Source organism: Bacillus sp. N13C7 (genome assembly GCF_026790065.1).
Classification (GTDB): Bacteria; Bacillota; Bacilli; order Bacillales; family Bacillaceae; genus Bacillus.
Map to the genome: position 1 here is coordinate 346,116 of NZ_JALAMO010000005.1, position 16,024 is coordinate 362,139.

The 16,024-nt window shown below is 43.5% G+C and carries 18 protein-coding genes; 1 reads left to right on the plus strand and 17 read right to left on the minus strand.

Going from position 1 to position 16,024, the window contains the following annotated elements:
* Nucleotides 1-32: 32 nt before the first annotated feature.
* From trmFO to MOB98_RS06690, 17 genes are all read right to left on the minus strand, one after another.
* Nucleotides 33-1,340 carry an FADH(2)-oxidizing methylenetetrahydrofolate--tRNA-(uracil(54)-C(5))-methyltransferase TrmFO gene (gene trmFO / locus MOB98_RS06610; protein WP_268360411.1) on the minus strand — a complete coding sequence of 436 codons (1,308 nt, stop codon included), beginning with the start codon at nt 1,338-1,340 and terminating at the stop codon, nt 33-35.
* A 75-nt stretch (nt 1,341-1,415) separates the two neighbouring features.
* Nucleotides 1,416-3,491 carry a type I DNA topoisomerase gene (gene topA / locus MOB98_RS06615; RefSeq protein WP_268360412.1) on the minus strand — a complete coding sequence of 692 codons (2,076 nt, stop codon included), beginning with the start codon at nt 3,489-3,491 and terminating at the stop codon, nt 1,416-1,418.
* A 186-nt stretch (nt 3,492-3,677) separates the two neighbouring features.
* Nucleotides 3,678-4,571: a DNA-processing protein DprA gene (gene dprA, locus MOB98_RS06620; RefSeq protein ID WP_268360413.1), complete on the minus strand. Its 894-nt coding sequence runs from the start codon at nt 4,569-4,571 to the stop codon at nt 3,678-3,680.
* A 60-nt stretch (nt 4,572-4,631) separates the two neighbouring features.
* Nucleotides 4,632-5,534, minus strand: a complete 903-nt coding sequence (gene sucD / locus MOB98_RS06625; RefSeq protein WP_268360414.1) for a succinate--CoA ligase subunit alpha — start codon at nt 5,532-5,534, stop codon at nt 4,632-4,634.
* A 28-nt stretch (nt 5,535-5,562) separates the two neighbouring features.
* Nucleotides 5,563-6,720, minus strand: coding sequence for an ADP-forming succinate--CoA ligase subunit beta (gene sucC / locus MOB98_RS06630; protein ID WP_268360415.1), 1,158 nt, complete (start codon nt 6,718-6,720; stop codon nt 5,563-5,565).
* A gap of 173 nt (nt 6,721-6,893) precedes the next feature.
* Nucleotides 6,894-7,175, minus strand: coding sequence for a FlhB-like flagellar biosynthesis protein (locus tag MOB98_RS06635; protein WP_268360416.1), 282 nt, complete (start codon nt 7,173-7,175; stop codon nt 6,894-6,896).
* On the minus strand, nt 7,172-8,899 hold the full coding sequence (locus tag MOB98_RS06640; RefSeq protein ID WP_268367019.1) for a hypothetical protein: 1,728 nt from the start codon (nt 8,897-8,899) through the stop codon (nt 7,172-7,174). Before MOB98_RS06640 ends, MOB98_RS06635 begins: the two co-directional genes overlap by 4 nt.
* Nucleotides 8,900-8,929: 30 nt before the next feature.
* Complete coding sequence (gene rnhB / locus MOB98_RS06645) at nt 8,930-9,697, minus strand: ribonuclease HII (RefSeq protein WP_088679404.1); 768 nt, start codon at nt 9,695-9,697, stop codon at nt 8,930-8,932.
* 69 nt (nt 9,698-9,766) lie between these two features.
* Nucleotides 9,767-10,615 carry a ribosome biogenesis GTPase YlqF gene (gene ylqF, locus MOB98_RS06650; RefSeq protein ID WP_009967235.1) on the minus strand — a complete coding sequence of 283 codons (849 nt, stop codon included), beginning with the start codon at nt 10,613-10,615 and terminating at the stop codon, nt 9,767-9,769.
* Nucleotides 10,616-10,758: 143 nt separating this feature from the next.
* Nucleotides 10,759-11,106, minus strand: a complete 348-nt coding sequence (gene rplS, locus MOB98_RS06655; RefSeq protein ID WP_003220825.1) for a 50S ribosomal protein L19 — start codon at nt 11,104-11,106, stop codon at nt 10,759-10,761.
* A 138-nt stretch (nt 11,107-11,244) separates the two neighbouring features.
* Nucleotides 11,245-11,976, minus strand: a complete 732-nt coding sequence (gene trmD, locus MOB98_RS06660) for a tRNA (guanosine(37)-N1)-methyltransferase TrmD (RefSeq protein ID WP_268362900.1) — start codon at nt 11,974-11,976, stop codon at nt 11,245-11,247.
* On the minus strand, nt 11,973-12,497 hold the full coding sequence (gene rimM / locus MOB98_RS06665) for a ribosome maturation factor RimM (RefSeq protein ID WP_268362901.1): 525 nt from the start codon (nt 12,495-12,497) through the stop codon (nt 11,973-11,975). The genes trmD and rimM overlap by 4 nt, the downstream gene beginning before the upstream one ends.
* Before the next feature lie 4 nt (nt 12,498-12,501).
* Entirely contained in the window at nt 12,502-12,888 is a 387-nt protein-coding gene (locus MOB98_RS06670) for a YlqD family protein (RefSeq protein WP_268362902.1), read from the minus strand.
* Nucleotides 12,889-13,008: 120 nt separating this feature from the next.
* Nucleotides 13,009-13,254 carry a KH domain-containing protein gene (locus tag MOB98_RS06675; protein WP_075746093.1) on the minus strand — a complete coding sequence of 82 codons (246 nt, stop codon included), beginning with the start codon at nt 13,252-13,254 and terminating at the stop codon, nt 13,009-13,011.
* The gene (rpsP, locus tag MOB98_RS06680; protein ID WP_003220815.1) at nt 13,254-13,526 is read right to left on the minus strand and encodes a 30S ribosomal protein S16; all 273 of its coding nucleotides are present in this window, start codon (nt 13,524-13,526) and stop codon (nt 13,254-13,256) included. The genes MOB98_RS06675 and rpsP overlap by 1 nt, the downstream gene beginning before the upstream one ends.
* Nucleotides 13,527-13,631: 105 nt before the next feature.
* Nucleotides 13,632-14,972, minus strand: a complete 1,341-nt coding sequence (ffh, locus tag MOB98_RS06685) for a signal recognition particle protein (protein ID WP_268362903.1) — start codon at nt 14,970-14,972, stop codon at nt 13,632-13,634.
* Between the two features lie 13 nt (nt 14,973-14,985).
* Entirely contained in the window at nt 14,986-15,318 is a 333-nt protein-coding gene (locus MOB98_RS06690; RefSeq protein ID WP_003238590.1) for a putative DNA-binding protein, read from the minus strand.
* Between the two features lie 178 nt (nt 15,319-15,496).
* Between MOB98_RS06690 and MOB98_RS06695 the strand changes: the two genes are divergently transcribed.
* Nucleotides 15,497-15,982 carry an Ig-like domain-containing protein gene (locus MOB98_RS06695; protein WP_268362905.1) on the plus strand — a complete coding sequence of 162 codons (486 nt, stop codon included), beginning with the start codon at nt 15,497-15,499 and terminating at the stop codon, nt 15,980-15,982.
* Nucleotides 15,983-16,024 lie beyond the last annotated feature (42 nt).

Genomic DNA, 16,024 nt, shown 5'->3' on the forward strand with positions numbered 1-16,024 from the left:
ATCACAAATCGCGTTCAAGTTGCAATCAATACCTATATTATTTTCGAAATTGTTCGAATTGTCTCAATTGCGCGGTTCGCGTATTGTTCATTCCGCTCTTTTTTATTTTTAATTTTAACAGGCAATTCTTTTAAAAGCCCAAAGTTTGCATTCATCGGCTGGAAGTTCTTCTGATTTGTTGTTGTAATATAGTGAGCCATGCTGCCTATTGCTGTTTCCTGAGGGAAAGTGACAAGCTCTTCTCCTAAAACAAGTTTAGCCGCATTAATGCCTGCTACCAGTCCTGAAGCAGCTGATTCCACATATCCTTCTACTCCCGTCATTTGGCCTGCAAAGAACAGGTCACTGCGGTTTTTAAATTGATAAGTCGGCTTTAACAGGCTTGGAGAGTTAATGAATGTATTTCTGTGCATCACGCCGTATCTCACAATTTCTACATTTTCAAGCCCTGGAATCAATTTAAGAACTTCTTTTTGGTCCCCCCATTTTAAATGAGTCTGGAACCCTACAATATTGTAGAGTGTTCCTGCAGCATCATCCTGTCTGAGCTGAACAACAGCATAAGGGCGCTTTCCTGTAACAGGATGCTCTAAACCAACGGGTTTCATTGGTCCGAAAAGCATTGTTTTCTTTCCCCGTTTTGCCATGACTTCAATCGGCATGCAGCCTTCAAAGAAGATTTCTTTTTCGAATTCTTTTAACGGGACTGTTTCTGCTGATGTTAATGCTTCATGAAAACGGTCAAACTCTTCTTCTGTCATCGGGCAGTTCAAATACGCTGCTTCCCCTTTATCGTAACGGGATTTCAGGTATACTTTATCCATATCAAGGCTGTCTTTTTCTACAATCGGCGCCGCTGCATCATAAAAATATAAATAGTCCTCTCCAGTCAGCTCCTTCAGCTGGGCAGACAACGATTCTGACGTTAATGGACCCGTTGCGATAATGGTAGGGCCTTCGGGTATTTCTGTGACTTCTTCATTAATAACAGTTACGTTTGGATGATTTTTTACCCGATTTGTCACACTTTCGGCAAATTCATGGCGGTCAACTGCGAGAGCGCCCCCGGCAGGAACGGAACATTCGTCAGCAGCCGCGATGATAGCTGAATCAAGCGCCCGCATTTCTTCCTTTAATACACCGACAGCGTTAGCAAGCGTGTTGGAGCGCAGAGAGTTGCTGCACACAAGCTCGGCAAATTTATCTGTATGGTGCGCAGGCGTTTGTTTAACAGGGCGCATTTCATATAATTTGACTTGAATTCCCCGTTTGGCAAGCTGCCACGCTGCCTCACTACCTGCTAGTCCGGCTCCGATTACATTCACTGTTTGTTGGTTCATCTTTCACATCTCCTAGTTTATTATTCAAGGCCTTCTTTTAACACACAAAGAAGGTGAGCAAGACCCTGCTCACCGCTACTTCTGTGGTTCTTCCTTATAATCGCATTCCACGCATTGGACTTGTATGCCTTTTTTGAGTTTTTTCTCGACGAGCATTTTTCCGCATTTCGGGCATTTTCGTTCAATTGGTTTGTCCCAGGAAACGAATTCACAGTCCGGATAACGGTCACAGCCGTAAAAAACCCGTTTCTTTTTCGATTTTCGCTCCACAATATTTCCTTCACCGCAGCTCGGGCACTTCACGCCGATCTGTTTTACAATCGGTTTTGTGTTCCGGCAGTCCGGGAAGTTGGAGCAAGCTAAGAATTTACCATACCGGCCCATTTTATATACCATTGGAGAACTGCACAATTCACAATCTTCTCCTGCATATTCCGGTTCGATTTCAACTTCCTTCATTTCCGCTTCGGCCTTTTTGACCCGTTTTTCAAAATCGGTATAGAAGTTATCGATAATCTTAACCCATTCCGTGTTGCCTTCTTCAACATGATCAAGGTCTTTTTCCATTTTTGCCGTAAACTCAACATTAATGATTTCAGGGAAGAATTCCATGATCAAGTCAAGGACGATCTGCCCTAGTTCAGTCGGAACAAAGCGTTTATTATCCAAAGCCACGTAGCCGCGCCGCTGAATGGTATCAAGCGTCGGAGCGTATGTGGAAGGACGGCCGATACCGAGTTCTTCAAGGGTTTTAACGAGACGAGCCTCAGTATAGCGCGGAGGCGGCTGGGTAAAATGCTGCTCCGGTTCTATATCTTTTGATAATACCGTGTCGCCTTCTTGCAAATCAGGCAGCATCCGGTCTTTTTCTTCCAGTTGGTCGTCTTTTCCTTCAACATACACCTTCATAAACCCGGAAAACTTGACTTTACTTCCATTTGCACGGAATGTCAAACCGTTGTTTGTCAGGTCGACACTCATTGTATCGAGAACTGCAGGCGCCATTTGGCTGGCTACAAAGCGCTCCCAAATTAATTTATACAATCTCATCTGATCTCTGCCAAGTACTGCTTTTAATTCGCTTGGTTTTCTGAGAACTGACGTCGGGCGGATTGCTTCGTGAGCGTCCTGAGCATTTTCATTCTTTTTAGCAGGCTTTCGTTTGCCGCCTAAGAACTCTTTGCCGTATGACTGATCAATAAATGCAGCTGCTTCTTCAACCGCCGTATTTGAAATACGCGTTGAATCCGTTCTCATATACGTGATCAGACCGACAGTTCCTTCTCTTCCAAGATCGATTCCTTCATATAATTGCTGTGCAATCATCATCGTTTTCTTGGCTCTGAAATTGAGTTTGCGGGCCGCTTCCTGCTGCAGGGTGGAAGTTGTAAAAGGCAATGCCGGATTACGTTTGCGTTCCTTTTTCGTTACTTTTTCAACTGTATATTTATTGCCTTTAAGCTGAGAAAGGATGTCTTTAACATCAGCTTCACTATTTAAAGGAAGTTTTTTGCCGTTCTTTCCGAAAAAGCTCGCTTCAAACGTTTCCTGTCCTTTTAAGAACGTGCCGTCAATTGTCCAATATTCCTCAGGTTTAAAGTCGTTAATTTCTTTTTCACGGTCAATAATCAAACGGAGGGCAACAGATTGCACACGGCCTGCGCTAAGCCCTTTTTTGACTTTTTTCCATAGGATTGGACTGATTTTATATCCGACAAGCCTGTCTAAAATACGTCTCGCCTGCTGTGCATCCACTAAATCCATATTGATCATGCGGGGATGCTTAAACGATTCCTTGATGGCGTCTTTTGTAATTTCATTAAATACCACGCGGCAGTCTGAATTGAGATCCAAATCAAGGCTGTGTGCCAAGTGCCATGCAATCGCTTCCCCTTCTCTGTCGGGGTCAGCTGCAAGAAACACTTTTTTGGCTTTTTTTGCAGCGGTTTTAAGCTCTTTTAGTACAGGTCCTTTACCTCGAATGGTAATGTATTTCGGTTCAAAATTTTGTTCTATGTCAACTCCCATTTGACTTTTTGGAAGATCCCGGACATGTCCCATCGATGCTTTTACTTTATATTTTTTACCTAAGTAACGTTCAATCGTTTTCGCCTTAGCGGGCGATTCCACGATGACTAGATAATCAGACATTTTCATCCCCCTCAAGAGGTGTTCTCTCTCTTTTCAAGTATTTCAATTTTATTTTTGCAGCTGTCTTTATTTGGCTTTCAACAATTCATTCTTTATGATGAACGTCATTATTTAAATACAAAACAATATGCAACTTTAAATCCTCACTATTATTAAATATTACAATGCCGTTTGTCAAACGATAATTCAAAAGGGTTCCGTATATTGAACGTTTCTCTCAGGAAGCTCCTCGAAAATATCCTCTGCTGACCATATGGCTTTAGCCCCCTGCTGAATCAGTTTAATAGGACCTCCGGCGTAAGGATCAAATAATGAACCGGGCACGGCAAATACTTCTCTCCCTTGCTCCAATGCTTGGTATGCAGTAATCAGCGAACCGCTTTTTTCTTTACCCTGCACGACAATAACGCCTTCACTTAATCCGCTAATGATACGGTTTCTCATAGGGAAATGCCATTTTTGGGGTTTGGTTTCCGGTGGATGCTCTGACAGAAGGATATGGTGTTTAGCCATGTAATGTGCTAACTGAAGGTTTTCCCGGGGATAAATGTTCTGAAATCCGCCTGCAATGACGCCGATTGTCCGGCCTTTCGCCTCAATACTTGCAGCATGGGACATTCCGTCTATCCCAGCCGCCAATCCGCTGACAATCACCCAATCTTTGCGGCAAAGCTCTTTTGTAAGATGATTGACAACATGTATCCCATAAGCTGTTGGATGTCTTGTCCCTACAATTCCAATTTTCCTTCCTTTAGAAAGAAGGGTCATATCACCCTTTGCAAACAGGACGGCAGGGGGATCATAGATGGTTTTCAGCCAGAAAGGATATTGCTTTGAAGAAATCGGGATGGTGTTAATGCCTTGCTCATGATAAACAGCAAGTACACGCTGAAGCTTTGGATAATATTCTTCTATTTTATTTTTTAATGCAGCTGCCTTTACTTTACCGCGAGTAACAGTTTCGAACACAGGCGATGTCAGCGACATAGACGGATCGGCTTTCCACCATTTTAATAGAAGGGATGGGGATAATAATTGATTGATTCTGCAAATCATTAAACAGGCTGCGGCCTGATCCAATATATTGACCTCCTTTTGACAGAAAAAGCAGGAACAGCCTAGACGGCTGTCCCTTCTTTATTAATGTGTTTTGCAAGTTTCGAATAAGTTTTTCTCTTTCAGCACCTTGATTAAGGTTTCACCCATTACTGAAGGTGTCTCTGCAACTTCAATGCCGCATGCATTAAGGGTTTTGATTTTTTCATCAGCTGTCCCTTTTCCGCCGGAAATAATGGCCCCGGCATGTCCCATGCGTTTCCCTGGAGGTGCTGTTTTACCGCCGATAAATCCGACTACAGGTTTTGTCATGTTTGCTTTTACCCACTCTGCTGCTTCCTCTTCGGCAGTACCACCGATTTCGCCAATCATAATGACAGCGTGTGTTTCAGGATCTTCGTTAAACGCTTTTAAGACATCAATAAAGTTTGTTCCATTTACAGGATCGCCGCCGATTCCAACAGCTGTAGATTGTCCTACGCCCGCTTCTGAGAGCTGATGCACCGCTTCGTATGTTAATGTTCCTGAACGCGATACAACGCCTACATGACCCTTTTTATGGATATATCCAGGCATAATGCCGATTTTACATTCTTCAGGTGTGATGACACCAGGGCAGTTCGGCCCTATCAATCTCGTTTTCTTGCCTTCCATGAAGCGTTTGACCTTGACCATATCCAAAACCGGAATATGCTCAGTGATGCAAATCACGAGATCAAGCTCCGCATCCACCGCTTCCATAATCGCATCTGCTGCAAAAGGCGCCGGCACATATATTACAGAGGCGTTAGCGCCAGTTGTTTGAACTGCTTCAGCCACTGTATTAAAGACCGGAACTCCTTCCACTTCAGTTCCGCCTTTTCCAGGTGTTACACCGCCTACGATATTTGTGCCGTATTCGAGCATCTGCTTCGTATGAAATAAAGCGGTAGAACCTGTAATCCCTTGTACAATAACTCTTGTATCTTTATTAATAAAAACACTCATTATCTGGTCCCCTGCCTTTCATTCTTTCCTAAACTAAGGATACGATTTTCTGCGCGCCGTCAGCCATTGATTCCGCAGATGTTATGTTTAATCCTGATTCACTAAGGATTTTCTTCCCTAGATCCACGTTTGTGCCTTCAAGTCGGACGACCAGCGGCAATGTCAAACCGACTTGTCTTGTCGCTTCAACAACCCCTTCTGCGATAACATCACATTTCATAATGCCGCCGAAAATGTTGACAAAAATCCCTTTAACGTTTTGATCAGAAAGAATGATTTTAAATGCTTCCGTGACTTTTTCTGCGGTTGCACCGCCGCCCACATCAAGGAAGTTGGCCGGTTCTCCTCCATAATGCTTGATAATGTCCATTGTTGACATTGCAAGTCCCGCACCGTTTACCATACAGCCGATATTTCCATCTAGGGAAATGTAGCTTAAGTCATATTTGGACGCTTCGATTTCTTTCGGATCTTCTTCATCCAAATCTCTGTACTCCAAAATGTCCTTTTGTCTGTACAACGCGTTGCTGTCAAAATTTAATTTCGCATCAAGCGCCATCACATTTCCGTCGCCTGTTACAACGAGCGGATTGATTTCGGCGATTGAGCAGTCTTTCTCAACAAAGGCTTTATATAGTCCAAGCATAAATTTAGCAGCTTTTCCCACAAGCTCCTTTGGAATATTAATTGCGAATGCGATTTCTCTGGCTTGATAGCCTTGGAGGCCGACAGCCGGATCAATGACAGCTTTTTTGATTTTTTCCGGTGTTTTCTCCGCTACTTCTTCAATCTCCGTTCCGCCTTCTTCAGAAGCCATCAGAACGATTCTAGAAGTGGCGCGGTCAAGCACGAGCCCCACATAGTATTCCTTTTTAATATCGCAGCCTTCTTCAATAAGTAAGCGTTTTATTACTTGGCCGTCCGGACCCGTCTGATGTGTAACGAGGGTCTTTCCTAATAGTTCCTCGGCATACGCTTTCACTTCGTCTAATGATTTTGCTATTTTTACCCCACCGGCTTTGCCTCGACCGCCAGCATGAATTTGAGCCTTTACGACATAAACCGAGCTGGATAAGCTCTTTGCTTTCTCAACTGCTTCATCTGCTGTAAAAGCCACTTTACCTTCAGGAACAGATACCCCATATTTTCTGAGGACTTCTTTTCCCTGGTACTCATGGATATTCATTTCCCATCCTCCTAACTTATGTAACAAAACTAAAATAGACTGCGCTTTCATTCTATAATAATACTGGAAGAATTGTCTAGAGTTCGATGCAAAATCTTAAAATCCTTCTAAACATTCAAACTTTTATTTTATTAAAAACATAAATTTCAAACAGAGAATGGAGAATATTTTAGTTATTTTTTGTTTTTTACACTCTCGTCCAACCGGTAAATAAACGAAAAAATTTCGGCTACCGTTTCATAAAGGGCTTCCGGAATTTGATCATCTACAGTCAAATGGCGCATTAATTCGACAAGGGTCCGATCTTCTTGAATCGGAACCCCTGCTTTTTTCGCTTCTTTGATAATATTGTCGGCTACATGGCCCTTTCCTGTCGCAATCACTCTCGGCGCCTTGTCTTTTCGTTCGTCATAATGGAGGGCTACAGCTTTTCTAATCGGCGTCTGTTCTTTCATACTTTCACATCCACTTCCTGATTGCTGATGCTTGTTATATATTGATCGATTGCAGCCTTTTCTTCAGTTAGACTCCTTTTTTTAGCTTTTACTCCTGAAAGGCTGTATCCCATTTCCTTGAGACCCTGTTTTAGCGCGGGCACCATCGGATCAATCGCAGCCTGAAGCTCGAAATCAGTCTCAATTGTAATGGTCATGACTTTTTGCTGTATCAAGCAATCAACAACCGTTTCTTTTAACGTATCCAGCTGCAGCAAAAACAAAAGGCGGCAATGGGAAGGATCAAGCTTTCCATCCGCTTCTTTCTTTCCTTTAAAAAGAACAGTCATGTCCTGAACTCCAGACTTCGAAAACAGCGGAAACGACATCACAATTTGGCTGTGTGACGGATGGTCCTGCTGCATAAAAAGCTGGCCGTTTAATTTATGAAAGAGCTGGTCGGCTTCCTGTTTGACAGGATCTGCTACATCATGCGACGCTCTTGCGGCATGAAGGGCCAGCTTGATGGATTGTATATCGTCAGGTGTGACTGAGCTTCCTTGTTCAAACGCTTTAATGAATGCAAGCTCGTCCCTTGCACCGATTGCCATTTTCACTTTGGATAAGAAAGAAAGAACATCTGCTTTATCGGCCAAACTAGGTGCCGTCTGCTGAACAGCTTTTAAAAAGACTTCAGCTTCCTGATCTGTTACATGTGCCGCCTGTAGAATTGCTGAAGTAACAGGTGACTTACGGTTACCCGACGAGGCAGCCGCTTTAATCCAATTTGCTGCTTCTTTTACAATGTCAAGACTGTTTTTTTCAGCAGATTCCGTCAGCTTTGTCAGCAGCTGGCTAGCTTCTTTGATTGAAATGTCTGGTGAAGTTTTAACAGGCTCTTTCTGGCTTCTCTGTTCCGCCGTGTGGTTTACAGGCGGCAAATTGGCCTCTCTAGGGGAGCCGGCTGGTGCGCTAAGCTCCTTGTTTCCAACTGTATTGCCTAAAGAAGATGCTTTGTTATTGTCCGTTAGAGAGCTGAGCTTATCAATCAGACGTTCTGCATGGACATCGATCTCACTATTAAGAAGTACCGTAACAGCTTCCTTTAGCTTTGCCATCATTTGGCTCTGCTGAGGGCTTTGATTGATTGCCTGAAGCAGCTGGGATACGTGCTGATGCAGAGGAACAGGCGATTTTACAGCATGAACACCGCTCAAAACCTCGGGGTGAATGGGAAGGTCACGCTTCAAAGCGAACAGAACCGTTTCAATCGCTTTTTTTGTGTCTTGTGCAGGCAGCGTATCCATCCAGCGGACAGCTGTTTTGATATCATTTTCTGTTACGGGTGATTTGCTCTTCAGCATTGCTTCTGTCATCATGAGAGCCGTATTTGACGGTCTCAATGATATGGCATGTAAAAGCTTGCCAGCTGCATCCTGAATGGTTTTCGGATTTTGGTCAAAGCTTTGAACGACCTGAAGACGTCCTATCTGTTCTGCCGTATTTTTTTCGTAGGAAAACCAATAATATGCCTGAGGACGAAGCTGGGTTTCAAGTTTTCCCTGAACAGTTTGATTGCCGACTTGGATCAGCGCATGCTGGTCCCCTAATAAACGAAGCACTTTTCCTAAAAGGAGACGCTTCTTCCCATTTAACGCATCGCTGACATTTGCTGTTTCCTGCGGGACTGCTGTATTTCCAAAAAGGTGCTGCAGCGCCTTTTGCACATCATTTCGTATATTCATTTAAAAAAAGGTGCCTCCTTGTCCATTGGTTTATCTGAAAGTTTGAACAGGAGCGAAAGTTTTGCGGTGCAATTCAGTTGGGCCGTATGCAGCGAGAGCTTCGAGATGCTCTTTTGTCCCATAGCCTTTATTTTTTTCAAACCCATACATCGGATATGTTTTGGCATAGGCGCTCATCATTCGGTCCCTCGTTACTTTCGCAATACACGCACCTGCCGCAATTGACACGCTTTTGGCATCACCTTTTATAATGGATGACTGAGCCGTGTCGAGCGGCAGCGTCATTGCGTCAATAAGCAAATAATCAGGTGTTTCTGACATATCGTGTATCGCTTTCATCATTGCCATCTTTGAAGCTTCATATATATTGATTTCATCAATCACAGAGGCTTCTACAATTCCTATTCCGACCGCTAATGCTTCCTTCATAATAAGCTCGTAGTATTCCTCACGCTTTTTTTCTGAAAGCTTTTTGGAGTCTGTCAGCCCAAGGATTTCACATTCCTCTGGAAGGATGACTGCGCTGGCGACAACGGGTCCTGCCAATGGCCCCCGGCCGACCTCGTCAACACCTGCAATCAAGCGAAATCCTTTGTTTCTTGCCAGCCTTTCATAGGAAGTCATGCTCACCCATTGTTCCTTCAGCGCTTTTTCTTTCGCCTGCTTTTTAAGCCACTGCTCTACAAGCGTTTGAACGCTTTTTCTCGGGTCTTTTTCGCATTGGGCAATAAAAGGGTCTTGTTCATCTTTCACTTCCTGCAAACGGTCTTTAATGTCCTTTACGGTTAATGTATTCACTTTCTCTTCTCCTTACTGTATGTATCGGTTCGGCCAGGAAAAAATAAAGACCCGCATTTCTGCGCGCCTTTACATAGTTGGCTGTTCAAATGACAGCCTGCCGAACTTTTCAGTGCGGATATCGCGAATGATGACTTCAGTCGTCTTATCGTAGTTAATGAGACCTCCGCTCATGAGACAGCCGCGCTTTTCACCTATTGCATCAAACAGCTCCGCAATGTCCTCTGGGATCTCATCAAGGCCGTAGCGCTCTTTAAGCCGTTCAGGATAGTGTTCTTCAAGAAAACGAAGGCCAAACACCGCCACGTCCTGCAAATTGATAATTGAATCTTTAATAGCACCGGTGACTGCCAGTCTCAAGCCGACTAGCTCGTCCTCAAATTTAGGCCATAAAATCCCCGGTGTATCTAAGAGCTCTAATTCCTTTCCGACTTTCACCCACTGCTGAGATGTTGTAATACCAGGTCTGTCTCCTGTTTTTGCTATATTTTTCTTTGCAAGCCGATTAATGAGCGTTGACTTTCCAACGTTCGGAATGCCGATGATCAAAGCGCGAATTGCTCTCGGCTTCACACCTTTTGCCCGCATCCGGTCAAATTTTTCTTGGAGGATCTCTTTTGACGCCGGCACAATTTGATTTAAGCCTTGTCCGTTTACAGAGTTAATGGACAGAGAGCGGATCCCCTGGTTCTCAAAGTGCTCTTTCCACTGCTGTGTAACTGCCGCATCTGCTTTGTCGGCCTTGTTTAGCAGCATAATTCGCGGCTTATTTTTTAGAATGTCTTCAATCATTGGGTTTCTTGATGACATTGGGATTCTGGCATCTACCAATTCATATACAATATCAATTAATTTTAATTTTTCGGTTACTTCTCTTCTTGCCTTCGCCATATGGCCTGGGAACCATTGGATTGTCATGTGACCGAACACCGCCTTTATCTCTTCAGTATGCAAGATTCTTTGTTGCCCTTTATGTATTTTACGATGCCTGTCCGGCATTTTCAAATTCTGTATAAAAAAAGAGCTTGTTACAGGTAACAAGCTCTTTTCGTTCGTTATCATTATCGTCTGATCTCTTTAATACGAGCCGCTTTTCCGCGAAGTTCACGCAGGTAGTAAAGTTTAGCACGGCGTACTTTACCGTAACGTACAACTTCGATTTTCGCGATTTTTGGTGTGTGTACAGGGAAAGTACGTTCAACGCCAACACCGTAAGAAATCTTACGAACTGTGAACGTTTCGCTGATTCCACCACCACGACGCTTAATCACAACACCTTCAAAGATCTGGATACGCTCACGGTTACCCTCAACAACTTTCACGTGTACACGTAAAGTGTCACCAGGACGGAACGCAGGAAGATCAGTGCGAAGCTGTTCTTTTGTGATATCTTCAATTAGTTTTTGCATCGTTTTCAACTCCTTCCAACAGATGCTCTTGGCCACAAAACCCGGCACAGCGGAACATCGTTTTCAAGCTGCAGCGGATAAGCCCGCTTAAGCCACAAATAGTATCTTATCACAATTTCATAGCCTGTGCAATAAAATCTATTCTTTTTCCCATTCAGAAATCCATTTTCTTTGCTGCTCTGTAAGGGGGTAGTCTTTTAAAAGATCCGGGCGTCTTAAATAGGTCCTTCTGATCGATTCTTTACTCCGCCATTCTTTGATTTTTGCATGGTTTCCTGACAGGAGTGTTTCAGGCACTTTTAAACCTTTGTAATCTGCCGGTCTTGTATAATGCGGGTGCTCTAAGAGGCCGGTGCTGAATGAATCCTCAATATGAGAAGCTTCTTTGCCCAGCACACCCGGAAGCAGTCTGACGACACTGTCTGCAATCATCATTGCAGGAAGCTCACCGCCCGTCAGGACAAAATCACCAATGGATATTTCATCTGTCACCAGATGCTCGCGAATGCGTTCATCATAGCCTTCATAGTGGCCGCAAATAAACAGCAAATGCTCTTCCTTTGCTAATTGTTCAGCTTTTTTTTGGGTAAAACGCTCACCTTGCGGACAGACGAGGATAATACGCGGAGGAGCAGCTGCCTTTGATGTCAGGTCCTCGACGGCGTCAAAAACAGGCTGAGGCTTGAGAACCATGCCTGCGCCGCCGCCATAAGGGTAATCATCAACAGTATTATGCTTGTTATCAGAATACTCCCGGAAATTTACGACCTGAAACTGCACCGCCTCTTTTTCCTGGGCTTTTTGGAGAATGGATGAGCCGAGCACGCCTTCAAACATTTCGGGAAACAGCGTCAAAAAGTCGATTTTCATTCGTCTATTAATCCTTCCATAAGTTCAATCTCAATTTTCTTTTCGCTGACATCGATATGTTTGACCACTGATTCAATATAAGGAATGAGTGCATCTTTTTTCCCTTTTCGCCCGATAACCCAAACGTCATTAGCCCCAGGCGTCAAAATTTCTTTGACCTTTCCAATGAGTTCACCGTCTTCGGTAAATACTTCGCACCCTATGATTTCGTGGAAATAAAATTCTCCCTCATTCAGCTCTCCTAAATCTTCTTCAGGCACTTTAATGATTGCGTTTTTAAGTTCCTCTGCTTCATTCAGGCTTTGTCTTTCTTGAAACTGCAGCAGGTGAAATTGCTTATGCAGTCTGTGCGTGTTTACTGTTACTTCTACTGGTTCGTTACGTCCGTCCATAAACAAATACAGCTTGTTGCCCGGCTTGTACCGTTCTTCCGCAAAATCTGTTTTCGAAATCACCCGCACCTCGCCTTTAATCCCGTGGGTGTTTACGATTTTACCTACATTAAACCATCGCTTTGTCATATGATCACCTCTGGCGAATTTCAATTACTTTTCCGTCTTTTATGACGATGGTGTTTGCTGCTGTTTTCTCATGCCAGTCATCCCCGGCTTCGATTGTCAGCAGCGCATCGACTTCCTTTTCTTTCATCTCACTGCCAAGCGGCAATGTATGTACTTGAGCAATTTGAAAATCGATGATTTTTATATTATCTTTTCGCTTTTCTATTGCCTTTTTAAATTGTTCAATCATATCTGGGTTTTGCTGTTCTTTCTCATGTTTTCTAAGCTGAAAATAGAGCTGGCTGCATTCTCGTTCAAGCATTTGTTTCTTTTCGGCAAAAGAAGCTAAAAGCTTTTCTTTGCTGTGCTCGGTTAAGACTTGCATAACGGCTACACGGTGAATAATTTGCATCACACCAAGCTCCCTGCTTTTAAAACTTTTTTGGCCCAGGCTTTTCTATTTTGCCTAAGCTTCTATCAGTTTACCCTTTTTTTGCGTGTAAAAAAAGGGGAGGTGCCGGCCCTCTCCCTTTTAGTCAAATATCTCAAATTGAACTTTCTTAGAAGACTGTGCGCCAGCTGCAAATACAGCTGTTCGAATCGCTTTTGCAGTCCGGCCTTGCTTTCCGATAACTTTACCGGTATCTGACTTATGGACAGATAAGCGCAGCGCAATCTTTTGATCGGTTTCTTCTCTTATGACGCGAATGTCATCTGGATGATCAACAAGCGGCGTCACAATTTGGACAATCAAATCTTCCAAGTGTTGATCAGTCATTACTTGCCTTGTTTAGCGTTGTGGAATTTTTCCATGATTCCTTGGCTAGAGAACAAGTTGCGAACTGTATCAGATGGTTTCGCTCCAGTTTGAAGCCATTTAAGAGCAAGCTCTTCGTCGATTTTTACTTCCGCTGGTTTTGCAACCGGGTTGTAAGTTCCGACTGTTTCAATGAAACGGCCGTCACGTGGTGAACGAGAATCTGCTACAACAATACGATAGAAAGGAGATTTTTTTGCTCCCATACGTTTTAAACGAATTTTTACTGCCATTTTACTAGCACCTCCGAAAATATTTCAACAAGATAGTATATTAACAATGATAAAAGTGTTTGTAAAGTGTTTTTTCTTAACAACGGTTTTATCATGTATAACCGATTACATAAAAGGTAGCTTAAACCCTTTTTTCTTGCCTTTTGACATGTTTGTCATCTGCTTCATCATTTTTTTCATTTCTTCAAACTGCTTAAGCAGACGGTTGACCTCCTGCACGGACGTCCCGCTTCCTTTCGCAATCCGCTTCCGCCGGCTGGCATTGATGATATCCGGCTGTTCTTTTTCAAGAACAGTCATTGATTTGATGATCGCTTCCACATGATTCAGCTGCTTTTCATCAACCTGGATGTTTTTCAGGCCTTTCATTTTACCTGCACCCGGCATCATTTGCAGAAGCTCATCAAGCGGCCCCATGTTTCTGACCTGCCCGAGCTGCTCCAGAAAATCGTCCAATGTGAAGCTCATCGTTCTCATTTTTTGTTCCAGCTCTTTGGCTTTGTCTTCATCAACGCTGGCCTGTGCTTTTTCAATCAATGTCAGCACGTCGCCCATGCCGAGAATCCTTGATGCCATGCGTTCAGGATGGAACGGTTCTAATGCATCGAGCTTTTCGCCTAAACCGGCGAACTTAATCGGCGTGTTTGTGACTGCGCGAATAGAAAGGGCTGCACCGCCGCGTGTGTCTCCATCAAGCTTAGTCAACACAACACCGGTTAAGCCGAGCTGTTCATTAAAGCTTTTGGCAACATTTACAGCGTCCTGTCCGGTCATTGAATCGACAACCAGGAAGATTTCTTCCGGATTTGCGATTTCTTTGACGTTGGTCAGTTCATCCATCAGTTCATGGTCGATATGCAAGCGGCCTGCCGTATCCAAAATAACATAGTCATAATGTTCTTCTTTGGCTTTCTCAATAGCCTGTTTCGCTATTTCTACAGGACTGACCTGATCACCAAGAGAGAAAACAGGCATGTCAAGCTGTTTGCCGAGCGTTTCCAGCTGCTTAATAGCGGCTGGACGGTAAATATCGGCAGCAACCAGCATCGGTTTGCGATTATGCTTTTTGCGCAGCAGATTCGCAAGCTTACCGCTTGTTGTCGTTTTACCTGCACCTTGGAGACCAACCATCATAATAACAGTCGGCGGCCTTTTTGCGACGGCGATTTTGCTCTCTTCGCCGCCCATCAGCTCAGTCAGTTCCTCTTTAACAACTTTAATGACCTGCTGGCCGGGCGTCAGACTTTTCATGACGTCTTGGCCTACAGCGCGTTCACTTACTTTTTTAACAAAATCCTTGACTACTTTAAAGTTAACGTCAGCCTCAAGCAGCGCAAGACGAACCTCACGCATCATTTCTTTAACATCTTGTTCGCTGACTTTCCCTTTTCCGCGGATTTTAGAAATCGTCTGCTGCAGTCGGTCGGCTAATCCTTCAAATGCCATAGTTTGCCGCCTCCTAATCTAATTTCTCAAGCGCTTCAATCAGAGCTGTAATTTCTTCCTCTTCTTTTGAACCGGAAGCAAGCTCCTTCAGCTTATTAAACATCTCTTTACGCTCCTGAAACTTTTTCAAAAGGAGCAGCTTTTCTTCATATTGTTCAAGCATCGCTTCTGTTCGTTTGATGTTATCATAAACAGCTTGTCTTGAAACCTCATATTCTTCGGCTATTTCGCCTAGGGAGAAATCGTCCAAATAATAAAGCGACATATAGCTCTTCTGTTTTGACGTCAACAACGACTGATAAAAATCAAACAGATAGTTCATTCTCGTTGTCTTTTCGAGTGACATTTGAGCTCTCCCCTTTGTTAAGTCAAATCCCTTTACGATAACTTAGTTTACACGGTTTTGTTGAGACTGTCAAGTTTTTATCTTGTCAAAGCATTGATTATTTTTTCCAAAATGCGCTAAATATCATCCAATTTATTCCGATATTGTATATGAACCCTATTTTAAAGGAGGATGTCTTATGAAAAAAATCGGTTTATTGTTTATGCTGTGTTTGGCAGCTGTGTTGACAAGCGTTTGCCCCGCACAGCAAGCAGACGCTGCTGAGGCGCCTTATAAGGCTTCAATTACAAATATCAGTACAGATGGGGGGGTTTACGGTAAAATCAATTACGGACAAGGTCAATTTTGGCGAGTGAAGTACAATATTACGATAAGCGGCAAATTACTCGACCAAAACGGGCAGCCGGTGCCAAACGCTCCGGTAAGATTTGAAGCAGATACGAAGGTCGGAAACACAACAAAAACAGCTTCAGGAACAACTGATGCAAACGGAACTTTTGATGTTCCAATGTATTTAGGACCAGCCGCTGGATACTACACATATTACACATCTGTTTCCGTTCATTACTATGACATTATTCCATTCAGAGTTTATTCAGGAGATTCAAGACTGGTATCCACTGATAACAGCCTTTATCATTTCGCTTATCAAGTGAGAAGATAAAAAGAAAAAGGCCCCAAAAGGTGGTCTTATCCCTGTCAAGTA

What these genes read in the sequence shown, in the direction of transcription:
- trmD (WP_268362900.1), bottom strand. Translation starts at nt 11,976, where the DNA reads ATGAAAATCGACTTTTTGACGCTGTTTCCCGAAATGTTTGAAGGCGTG.
- sucD (WP_268360414.1), bottom strand. Translation starts at nt 5,534, where the DNA reads ATGAGTGTTTTTATTAATAAAGATACAAGAGTTATTGTACAAGGGATT.
- rplS (WP_003220825.1), bottom strand. Translation starts at nt 11,106, where the DNA reads ATGCAAAAACTAATTGAAGATATCACAAAAGAACAGCTTCGCACTGAT.
- ylqF (WP_009967235.1), bottom strand. Translation starts at nt 10,615, where the DNA reads ATGACAATCCAATGGTTCCCAGGCCATATGGCGAAGGCAAGAAGAGAA.
- rpsP (WP_003220815.1), bottom strand. Translation starts at nt 13,526, where the DNA reads ATGGCAGTAAAAATTCGTTTAAAACGTATGGGAGCAAAAAAATCTCCT.
- MOB98_RS06695 (WP_268362905.1), top strand. Translation starts at nt 15,497, where the DNA reads ATGAAAAAAATCGGTTTATTGTTTATGCTGTGTTTGGCAGCTGTGTTG.
- topA (WP_268360412.1), bottom strand. Translation starts at nt 3,491, where the DNA reads ATGTCTGATTATCTAGTCATCGTGGAATCGCCCGCTAAGGCGAAAACG.
- trmFO (WP_268360411.1), bottom strand. Translation starts at nt 1,340, where the DNA reads ATGAACCAACAAACAGTGAATGTAATCGGAGCCGGACTAGCAGGTAGT.
- sucC (WP_268360415.1), bottom strand. Translation starts at nt 6,720, where the DNA reads ATGAATATCCATGAGTACCAGGGAAAAGAAGTCCTCAGAAAATATGGG.
- MOB98_RS06640 (WP_268367019.1), bottom strand. Translation starts at nt 8,899, where the DNA reads ATGAATATACGAAATGATGTGCAAAAGGCGCTGCAGCACCTTTTTGGA.
- MOB98_RS06690 (WP_003238590.1), bottom strand. Translation starts at nt 15,318, where the DNA reads ATGTCACTCGAAAAGACAACGAGAATGAACTATCTGTTTGATTTTTAT.
- rimM (WP_268362901.1), bottom strand. Translation starts at nt 12,497, where the DNA reads ATGACAAAGCGATGGTTTAATGTAGGTAAAATCGTAAACACCCACGGG.
- MOB98_RS06675 (WP_075746093.1), bottom strand. Translation starts at nt 13,254, where the DNA reads ATGACTGATCAACACTTGGAAGATTTGATTGTCCAAATTGTGACGCCG.
- MOB98_RS06670 (WP_268362902.1), bottom strand. Translation starts at nt 12,888, where the DNA reads ATGCAAATTATTCACCGTGTAGCCGTTATGCAAGTCTTAACCGAGCAC.
- MOB98_RS06635 (WP_268360416.1), bottom strand. Translation starts at nt 7,175, where the DNA reads ATGAAAGAACAGACGCCGATTAGAAAAGCTGTAGCCCTCCATTATGAC.
- ffh (WP_268362903.1), bottom strand. Translation starts at nt 14,972, where the DNA reads ATGGCATTTGAAGGATTAGCCGACCGACTGCAGCAGACGATTTCTAAA.